General features: G+C 57.4%; 6 protein-coding genes and 2 pseudogenes. 4 read left to right on the forward strand and 4 right to left on the reverse strand.

The window, feature by feature from the left end:
• Positions 1-65: 65 nt before the first annotated feature.
• The 4 genes and pseudogenes from APM_RS01885 to APM_RS01900 form a co-directional block, all read right to left on the reverse strand.
• Entirely contained in the window at positions 66-752 is a 687-nt protein-coding gene (locus tag APM_RS01885; RefSeq protein WP_007421664.1) for a 3-oxoacid CoA-transferase subunit A, read from the reverse strand.
• A 5-nt stretch (positions 753-757) separates the two neighbouring features.
• Positions 758-1,108: pseudogene (locus APM_RS01890) on the reverse strand (acetyl-CoA acetyltransferase); the annotation flags it as partial.
• Positions 1,109-1,234: 126 nt separating this feature from the next.
• On the reverse strand, positions 1,235-2,938 hold the full coding sequence (locus APM_RS20175; RefSeq protein WP_007421666.1) for an extracellular solute-binding protein: 1,704 nt from the start codon (positions 2,936-2,938) through the stop codon (positions 1,235-1,237).
• Between the two features lie 25 nt (positions 2,939-2,963).
• Positions 2,964-3,917: an NAD(P)-dependent oxidoreductase gene (locus APM_RS01900; RefSeq protein ID WP_039887548.1), complete on the reverse strand. Its 954-nt coding sequence runs from the start codon at positions 3,915-3,917 to the stop codon at positions 2,964-2,966.
• 293 nt (positions 3,918-4,210) lie between these two features.
• On the opposite strand from APM_RS01900, the gene APM_RS01905 reads away from it, so the two are divergent.
• From APM_RS01905 to APM_RS01920, 4 genes and pseudogenes are all read left to right on the forward strand, one after another.
• Positions 4,211-5,278 (forward strand): zinc-binding dehydrogenase, encoded by a 1,068-nt coding sequence (locus tag APM_RS01905; protein WP_039887543.1) that lies wholly within the window; start codon positions 4,211-4,213, stop codon positions 5,276-5,278.
• 39 nt (positions 5,279-5,317) lie between these two features.
• Positions 5,318-6,397 (forward strand): maleylacetate reductase, encoded by a 1,080-nt coding sequence (locus APM_RS01910; RefSeq protein ID WP_007421669.1) that lies wholly within the window; start codon positions 5,318-5,320, stop codon positions 6,395-6,397.
• A gap of 13 nt (positions 6,398-6,410) precedes the next feature.
• Positions 6,411-7,271, forward strand: a complete 861-nt coding sequence (locus APM_RS01915; protein ID WP_007421670.1) for a dioxygenase — start codon at positions 6,411-6,413, stop codon at positions 7,269-7,271.
• Between the two features lie 306 nt (positions 7,272-7,577).
• Positions 7,578-8,081: pseudogene (locus APM_RS01920) on the forward strand (hypothetical protein); the annotation flags it as partial.

Genomic DNA, 8,081 nt, shown 5'->3' on the forward strand with positions numbered 1-8,081 from the left:
ATCCGCCGCCACCCGCGCGGCCATCTCCGCGCGCGACCAGCCCCGCCGCGTCACCGTCCCCTCCATCACGCCGCCTCCCCTTCCATCGGCTCCGGCACCAGCACCACCCGGTCGACGAACACGCCCGGCGTCACGATCCGGTCCGGATCCAGCGCGCCGAGTTCGGCCCGACGATGCACACTCGCCACCGTCACCTTCGCCGCCCCCGCCATGATCTGGTTGAAGTTGCGCCCCGCCCGCCGGAACGTCAGGTTCCCCCACCGGTCCGCCGCCCAGGCCTCGATCAGCGCGAAATCCGCCTCGATCGCGTATTCCAGCACGCAGTCCCGCCCGTTGATCCGCCGCGTCTCCTTCCCCGCCGCGAGCTCCGTCCCCGCCGAGGTCGGCGTGAAGAAGGCCGGAATCCCGGCATTCGCGGCGCGGATCCGCTCCGCCAGCGTGCCCTGCGGCACCAGTTCCAGCTCGATCTTCCCCGCCTCGTACAGCTCGTCGAACGCCGTCCGCCGGCTCGCCCGCGGATAGGAGCAGATCACCCTGGCGATCGCCCCGCGCTCGATCAGCTTCGGCATCCCGCCGAAATCACCGCCCGCGTTGTTGGCGATCAGCGTCAGCCCGCGCAGGTTGCGCGCCGCCAGCGCGTCGACCAGCGCGTTCGGCTGCCCCACCGCGCCGAACCCGCCCACCATGATCGCGGCGCCATCGCCGATCCCCTCCAGCGCCGCCTCGACCGAGGCCACGAACTTGTCGATCATCGCCTCACACCCGCTCGAATCACTACCGCCGCCTCGCCCAGCCGGCTCGCCCGCGCCGCACTCCGCACCGCATCCAGCCCCGCGCCGCACAGCCGGTTGACCGTCGCGCCCGGCACGCTCTCCGGCAGCCCCGCCAGCAGCAGCGCCATCCGCGCGACGTTCCGGTTGTCATCGCCCGCCTGGTTCGCGCAGCCGAGCAGCACCTCGTCGATCTCCGCAGGATCTAGCCCTGCCGCCCGCTCCACCACTCCGCGGATCGCCACCGCCGTCAGATCGTCCGCGCGATCCGCCGAAAGCGCCCCGACATACCGGCCAAACGGCGTCCTCACATACTCGCAAATAAAAGCCTCGGTCATCATCTTTCCCCTTGCGACAAGAAGAAGTGGAGCAAAGCTGCGGTTACTCTTCAAGATCAGGAAATACGGATTAATCTAATAGAAGCTGCTACTATCAGCGCGATTGGCTTATAAGTTGAGAGTGCCCTACCGTATCGCGCGGTATGCGCGATTCTCAGCATCGGCTAGAGCGCGTTTGATCGGCTTACCCTCGAATACCGCAGCGAATACCTCGTCGCCCAAAATACGCTCGATCTCGACATATGCCGGAAGCGGTGGACGCGACCACGTGTTCAATTCCCCTCGCCTCGCCATGCCGTCTATAAACCGCACAATCGGCGAGGAGGCGAGTGCTTCCGGATCAGCGCAGACCGAAAAGCGCGGCGCTACAGGAAAGCCGTTCCTAACATGTGCCTTCATTGCCTCTGGAGATGCCATCCACGCGATTGCCTTCACAATGTCTCTTTTTCGGCTCGCCGGGACATAAGAGGGCACAGTCAATAGAAAGCCTCCGACCGGTGCGGTGAAGTGTCGCCCTCTTCCTACCGGAGGAGGGAGATAGGCAACATGTCGCTTGACCTTGGAGCTTAGCTCGTATTCCAACCGTGCCGCGCGCATGGTCCACGTGTAACTTAAGGCGGCATGACCCGACATAAAGCACTCTAGGTTTCGCTCAGCGTCGAAGAACTCTACACCGGGGGGCGAAACCTCGACGAGCTGTCGCATATATTCAAGCGCTTGTGCTCCGGCCTCGCTGTTGATGCTCAGCTGAAGATTCTGTAGATCAACGCTGTCAAGCCAGGTATCGCTTTTGCGCGGAATCTCGAGTATCCCTCCTTCTGACGAGGCCATAAAAAACATAAAGGTATGGGCAATCGTCATTCCCCGCGCGCCGTTCCAAGATATTCCGTATTGTTCACGCTCGGGTTTGTGTAGCACGCGTGCGGCGACGATCGTTTTGTCAAAGCTACGCGGGTATGCCAGCGCCTCCTTCTCGAATAGATCACGCCGGGCTGTCAAAATCTCGACGGTACAATAAATTGGGATTCCGTATTGCTTCCCATTCCACCTCCCAGTATTCCAGACGGAGGGATGAAAATCAAATGGGCGGATAGATGACTCGGGCAAAACGTCATCGAGTGAGGACAGCAGTCCGGCATTGGCAAATCGCCCCAGCCAAGGCATATTCACCGCCACAACGTCATATGCGGTCGTTGGATCTCTTAGTGCGACTTCGGCCCGCAGATATAGTTCGGGTAGAGGTCGCAAGTCGAAGCTGCTTTTCCGCCCAATGTCATTGCGGAAATCTGACCACATGTTCCGCATACTAACAAAATAATTATCATCATGCAGAAGAAATCGGAGATCGCGCAAGGCCGCGGTCGGAATGTCGAGATCCTGCACCGGCGAGATAATGTGTGCTGCAAAATTTGGTCCACCAAAATAATATTCTTCCGCGTCGTGGCCGGATCGTAGACCAAAAGTCTCTGCCAGATGCACCTTAACCTGGATCGCGTACTCGATGAACGCATTGATCAACTGGGGACTTGGTGCAAGGAATGTGGTCTTGTGTTTCGGACCCCGCGGTATGCGGACAATCAAGCCTTCCTCTATCAGCCGATTGATATGCCGATTGCCGGTTCCCCAACTTGCCTGCGAAAATTCGATTAAGGTAGAAATGTCAAGGGGGCGCTGCTGAATATAGCTGTCCACCAGTTCAGTGACGATGTTCCAGTGAGTATCGGGACGACTGCCTGGGACAATAGCATCGAACGGGCGCCGAATTTTTCGTAGAAAATCGATCACACGGGAAAGTTCATGGTCTGAAAGCTTGGTACCAGTCCGTGTCATGTCTGCCGTCCGGTGCGATCTCTCCTCAGGGTGTGTCAGCGACGCCGTAACTAGCTCGCATCCAGCCGAAGAGCGAAAAGAAATCCTGATCGGCATAGCCGACATTAGATGCAGCGGCATATTGTTGTAGAATCAGATTTACCAGATACATCGGCACGTGCTTTTCTCGTGCAGCATCCGCGATAAGAGTGAAATCTTTGATCATTTGCTCGACGGAGAAGGCGGGCGTGAAATCCATCCGCTCCATCATGTCCTGCTTGTAGCGGATGAGTGGTGAAGCAACTGCGCTTTCAACGATCACATCGAGCATCTTTGACGAGGTTAGTCCGCCCTTTTCGCCGAGCACCATCGCTTCGCCGAGAATCGAGGAGGTTGCACCTACCAAAGCGTTGAGAACAAGCTTCATATAGCGGGCTTCTTCCCCACGCCCCAGATAGAATTTGCGTGTTGCGAGTCTGTCGATCAGCTCCGCAACACTCTCCCATGACGATTCATCTCCCGACGCGAGCGCTGTCAAAGTGCCTTCCCGCGCCAATGCCGTGCTGCCGGAGAGTGGGCACCGCAGATATTGCACCCCTCGCCGAGCCAGATCGCCCGATATCCTCTCGGAGATCTGTGGCGATACGGTAGACATTTCGATGAGGATGGTACCAACCGCAGCCTGGCTCAGAATGCCGCCGGTAGTGCCGCTGCCATATATTACTTCGTTGAGTACCGCGTCGTTTGGAATCGTCGAGAAGACTATGGAGCAGTCGGCGGCCAGATCGGCGACAGACGCCGCAACATTCGCGCCGCGCGCCACGAGGCTTGCCCGGTTCTCCGCCAGAGGATCAAAGATCGTGAGTCGGTGACCGGCTTCGATCAGCCGCGTAGCCATCGGATTGCCCATCTTTCCGACTCCGATCCAGCCAATCTCGTTTTGGACATTCTTGGGACGTGTCACTGGGTCTGCCTCTCCCGATTTCAGTTTTCCATCCATATCATAGGGTCGCCTCGACAACTCCATTCGAACGGAATAATCCACAGTGGATAAGATAGCCACTGCCTGGCCGAAAAAAATTTGTTAGCCTCATCGTCATCTCATTAGCCCAATTCGTTGGACCACGCAGGATCCACGTGTTGAGGGCCTTAAGATGAGTTGGCCGTCCACGGGTGCGCCTGACCTGGCGGTCGAACTGAGATACAGACGGATGGCATACACGTCGCCGTCATGGTGACAATCAAGAACTGCGTCGCAATCAGCGGCGTGGGCTCGGAGAGGGGGGATTAAATATGAGAGCCGTTCGCTTCCACGCCGCACGTGACATCCGTGTCGAGGACGTCGCGCCGCCTTCGGATAATCTTGGCCCCGACGACGTGCTTGTAGAGCCGCTATGCGCAGGCATCTGCGGCACAGACCTCCATGAATATATCGCAGGTCCTATCGTCACTCCTGCTACGCCCCACGTCTATACGGGTGCGACTAATCCGCAGATCCTTGGACACGAGTTCTCTGGGCGAGTTCAGAAAGTCGGCGCGGAAGTGAGCCACGTGAAAGTTGGCGATCGGATCTCCGTCCAGCCTTTAATGTTTCCTAGCGACGATTATTACGGGAAGCGCGGGCTATTCCACCTCTCCCCCAAGATGGCCTGTGTCGGTCTTAGCTGGGCCTGGGGCGGAATGGCTGAGCAGGCGGTGATCAAGGGCTACAATGCTCAATCCATCCCCGACAGATTGACCGACGAGCAGGCCGCCATGATCGAGCCTGCCGCGGTCGCCATGTATGGGGTAGATCGCGGCAGGGTTACTGCGGGGTCCACCGTTCTTGTGTCTGGCGCGGGCCCAATTGGAGCATTGACGGTGCTGGCTGCCAGGGCTGCCGGAGCCGCTGTTGTCATTGTATCGGAGCCAAATGCTAATCGTCGCCGGATCATCTCCGAGATCGCTCCTTATGTCGTCACTGTGGATCCAAAGAACGAGGATCTTATCGAAGTCGTCCGTGATCTCACGGAAGAGGGCGTGGGTGTTGACGTTGCGCTCGAGTGCGTAGGACAGGAAACGTCGCTTAATGCCTGCATAGACGCTGTACGTCGCCAGGGCACGGTGGTTCAGGTCGGACTTCATATCCGACGCGCCAGCATCGATGCGATGCAATGGGCCTTGAAAGACATCACGCTGGAAGCGACGTGGTGCTATCCTGTGCAGGTTTGGCCACGCATCGCGCGCCTGATTGCTTCCGGGAACTTTCCCGTAGAAAAAGTAATTACAGCTCGCATTGATGCGAGTGATGTCGTGGCACTTGGATTCGAGGCGCTGCTGGATCCAGCTGGCAACGAACTCAAGATCTTAGTTCGGACCTGAGCGCAGCCAGGTGAGCGATCTTTGCGACGGAGACCATTCGTGATCTCATCCGTTTTTCAGCAGAATTTTACATATGTTGCAGCACCACAACGTATTGTATTTGAGTCCCAGGCGCATCTGCGGGTAGGCGAAGAAGTGGCGGCGCTCGGGCGCAAGCGCTGCCTTGTCCTCACCACGCCCGAGCAGGCAGCCACGGGAACCAATCTTGTGTCTGTACTCGGCCAGGCGGCGGTTGAACATTTCGACGGCGCCACGATGCACACGCCCGTCGATATAACTGAGAAGGCTGTCCTTTTGGCCCAACGTGTCGACGCTGACTGCCTTGTGGCGATAGGAGGCGGCTCGACCATCGGTTTGTCGAAGGCAATCGCTTTACGCACTGCGCTGCCGCAGGTCGTAATCCCGACCTCTTTCGCCGGATCGGAAGCTACTCCGATACTCGGCCAGACAGAGGCCAATCGGAAGACGACGCTCACCGACGGACGCATTCGTCCCGATGTGGTTCTGTATGACGTCACTTTGGTACGCTCACTTCCTCCACATCTGGTGATTTCTAGCGGCATGAATGCGCTCGCCCACGCGATTGAAGGACTCTACGCGCGCGACCGCAATCCCATAGCGTCGCTTATGGCGATCGAGGGCATTCGTGCAATACGCTCGGCATTGCTTCGCTTAAGGCAGGGTGAAGCAGATGATGCCGCCTGGAGCGAGGCACTTTATGGAGCGTGGCTCTGTGGAAGTGTTCTGGGCCAGGTCGGCATGGCTCTCCACCACAAGCTCTGCCACGCGCTCGGCGGCGGCTTCAATCTACCTCACGCCGAGACTCATGCGGTGATGCTACCGCATGCTGTCGCCTACAACGAAGTCGTGATACCTGATTTACTGCAGCCGGTTGCTGCCATCTTTGGCACCGACACCGCGCATGCTGGCCTCACAGCCTTCGCAAGCCAAATTAGTGCACCCACCAGCCTCGCCGAACTCGGCTTTACCGTCGGCGACTTGCCGAACGCAGTAAAGCTGGCGACGGCGAATCCCTATTGGAATCCCCGTCCCGTTGAAAGAAGCGGTATTGAAGCAATCCTATCCCGTGCCCTGAACGGGGAACCTGCGCAATCCTGAGAAGGACCCAACCATGAGCCAGTTGGCAACCGAGAATGGTACATTCCGGGAAGAGAGATCAGCTGAGATCGTGAATGCTCGCCATGAGGGCTGCGCCGATCCGCGACTTGCACAGATCATCTCGGCCCTAGTCTTTCATCTCCATGCCTTCGTGAAGGAGGTGCATTTAACCCAACCCGAGTGGCAGGCTGGTATCGACTTTCTGACTACAGCGGGCCAGATGTGTTCTGGGGAGCGCCAGGAGTTCATTTTGCTGTCCGACGTTCTTGGTCTTTCGATGCTCGTGGATGCAATCAACCACCGGAGACCTGACGTCGCAACTGAGAACACCGTACTCGGTCCCTTTCATGTCGATGGTGCACCACAGCGCCAGATGGGTGAGACTATCTGCCTTGATGGAAAAGGTGAATCGTGCCGCTTCGAGGGCCGGATCCTTGATCTTGCCGGGGCACCTATCGAAGGCGCACGTATCGACGTGTGGTCGGATAACGCGGAGGGCTTCTATGACGTTCAGCAGCCCGATGTGCAGCCGAAATGGAACAACCGCGGTGTCTTCGTAACGGACTCTACCGGAGCATATAGTTTTTTAGGTATCAAGCCAGTCAGCTATCCGATTCCAGATGATGGGCCAGTGGGCAGACTTCTGGCGGCGCTCGGACGCCATCCCTACCGCCCCGCTCACATGCACTACTTGATCACCGCGCCGGGATATGAACCACTCGTCACGCATACATTTGTTGGCGACGACCAATATCTCGGTTCAGACGCTGTATTTGGCGTTAAGGCGTCGTTGATTGCGCCCTTCGAGCGTATGCCGTCCGGACCAGTTATCTGGCATTCATCTTTCGACTTCGTGCTTAACCCTCTTACATAATCTTATTGGAAACAAGCTATGCGGTTAAAGTCTCCAAAGTCTGAATAATCCGCGAGTGCGTTGCTTAGCTAATCGCGGATAGTAGTTATATTGCAGAGTACGGAGCTTAATTAAAACTTGCAATGGCCCAGACTCGAATAGATTTTGTCTCATATAAGCACTGTAGCACGTTGACTGAAATGTTATCGTAAGCGCCTTCCGGACTAGTGCCGCGCCAGTGTGTAGCAGGCGTTTCGGCATGTAAAGTGACTAAAACGAAGACTAAAGTTGTAAATCAAAACTAGAAATAGTAGATCGGAGGAAATAATGCAGAGCAAAACAAATGGACTGATGTTCACCGCAATTTGTTCCAAAACTCGTACGGCGTGCGCTGCGGGTGTGATCAGCCTTTTCGGCCTCGCACCGCTCGCGCACGCGCAAAGCCTGGGCGACGCACTGCGGCAGACCATCTTCCAGGGCATGATCGGGGCGATTCACTTCGATTATGCAAATAACGGCCACACTTCGAAGAGCACTCACTCCTTCGCGATCGGCGGGCATCTGATTGCCCACACCGGATCGTTCAACGGGTTCAGTGTTGGCCTTGGCGGTTACACGGCGCAGTCGCTCGGCCTCTACAGCAAGAACGACACACACTACGACGGCGAACTGACCGGTTCGTATTTTGGCATCCAGTCGTTCCGGCAGGCGTATCTGCAGTATCAGACGCCGAAAGTGGAAATCCGTTTCGGCCGTCAGCTGATCCAGACGCCCTACGCCAATCAGGACTACTACACGTTCAACCCACGCGCCTTCATGGGCGTTGCCGGT

The sequence above is a fragment of the Acidiphilium sp. PM genome, from assembly GCF_000219295.1.
GTDB classification, from domain to species: domain Bacteria; phylum Pseudomonadota; class Alphaproteobacteria; order Acetobacterales; family Acetobacteraceae; genus Acidiphilium; species Acidiphilium multivorum.